Origin of the sequence: Shewanella sp. SG41-4 (assembly GCF_014164505.1) — a bacterium.
GTDB lineage: Bacteria > Pseudomonadota > Gammaproteobacteria > Enterobacterales > Shewanellaceae > Shewanella.
The window spans coordinates 1-1,056 of record NZ_JACJFI010000672.1; the positions used below are offsets into that span (position 1 = coordinate 1).

Sequence of the window (1,056 nt, forward strand, 5' to 3'; positions counted from 1 at the left end):
CGCACGTTACTGTAGCCCTCACGCAGACGAAATGTTAGATCCTGCTAAAGCTAACTACTGGTTACCAGTAGATCAGTACATTGGCGGTATCGAACATGCTTGTATGCATTTGTTGTATTTCCGCTTTTTCCATAAGTTGCTGCGTGACGCAGGCTTAGTCAACAGTGATGAGCCCGCAAAGCAATTACTGACTCAAGGCATGGTATTAGCAGATGCTTATTACTACACCAACGAAAAAGGCGCCCGAGTTTGGGTATCACCTTTAGAAGTGACTGTGGTAGAAAAAGACGACAAAGGCCGCATCATTAAAGCGATAGACAATCAAGGTCATGAACTGGTTTACACCGGCATGAGTAAGATGTCGAAATCGAAAAATAACGGTATCGATCCACAAGTCATGGTTGAAAAGTACGGTGCTGATACCGTACGTTTATTCATGATGTTTGCCTCGCCACCAGAATTAACCCTGGAATGGCAAGAGTCAGGCGTTGAAGGAGCACATCGCTTCATTAAACGTTTCTGGAAATTGGCTAGCGATCATGTTGCTGCAGGTAAAACAGAAGCATTAGATACCAGCAAATTAAATGCCAATCAAAAAGCATTGCGCCGTGAATTACATAAGACCATTGCCAAAGTCAGTGATGACATTGCACGTCGTCAAATGTTTAACACCGCTGTAGCCTCAGTAATGGAACTAATGAACCATTTACTGAAAGCCTCGCAAGAAACTGCTCAAGATCGAGCGTTACTTGCTGAAGCTTTGTCTGCTGTAACGCGTTTGCTTTACCCTATTGTTCCGCATATGACGTTTACGTTATGGAATGAGTTGGGTAACGAAGGTGATATTGAAGACAGCCGTTGGCCTGAAGTCGATGAGTCTGCGTTAGTCGAAGACAGCAAGCTCATTGTGGTACAAGTAAACGGAAAGGTTCGCGCAAAAATTACTGTTGCTGCTGATGCATCAAAAGAAGATGTAGAAGCATTAGGCATGAGTGATGAGCATGTACAGAAACACACTGAAGGTTTAACGGTTCGTAAAGTGATTTACGTGCCCGG

General features: G+C 43.9%; 1 protein-coding gene. It reads left to right on the forward strand.

Annotation, left to right across the window (positions count from 1 at the left end):
* A partial coding sequence (locus H5202_RS23170; protein ID WP_182774073.1) for a class I tRNA ligase family protein occupies positions 1-1,056 on the forward strand: 1,056 nt, incomplete at both ends.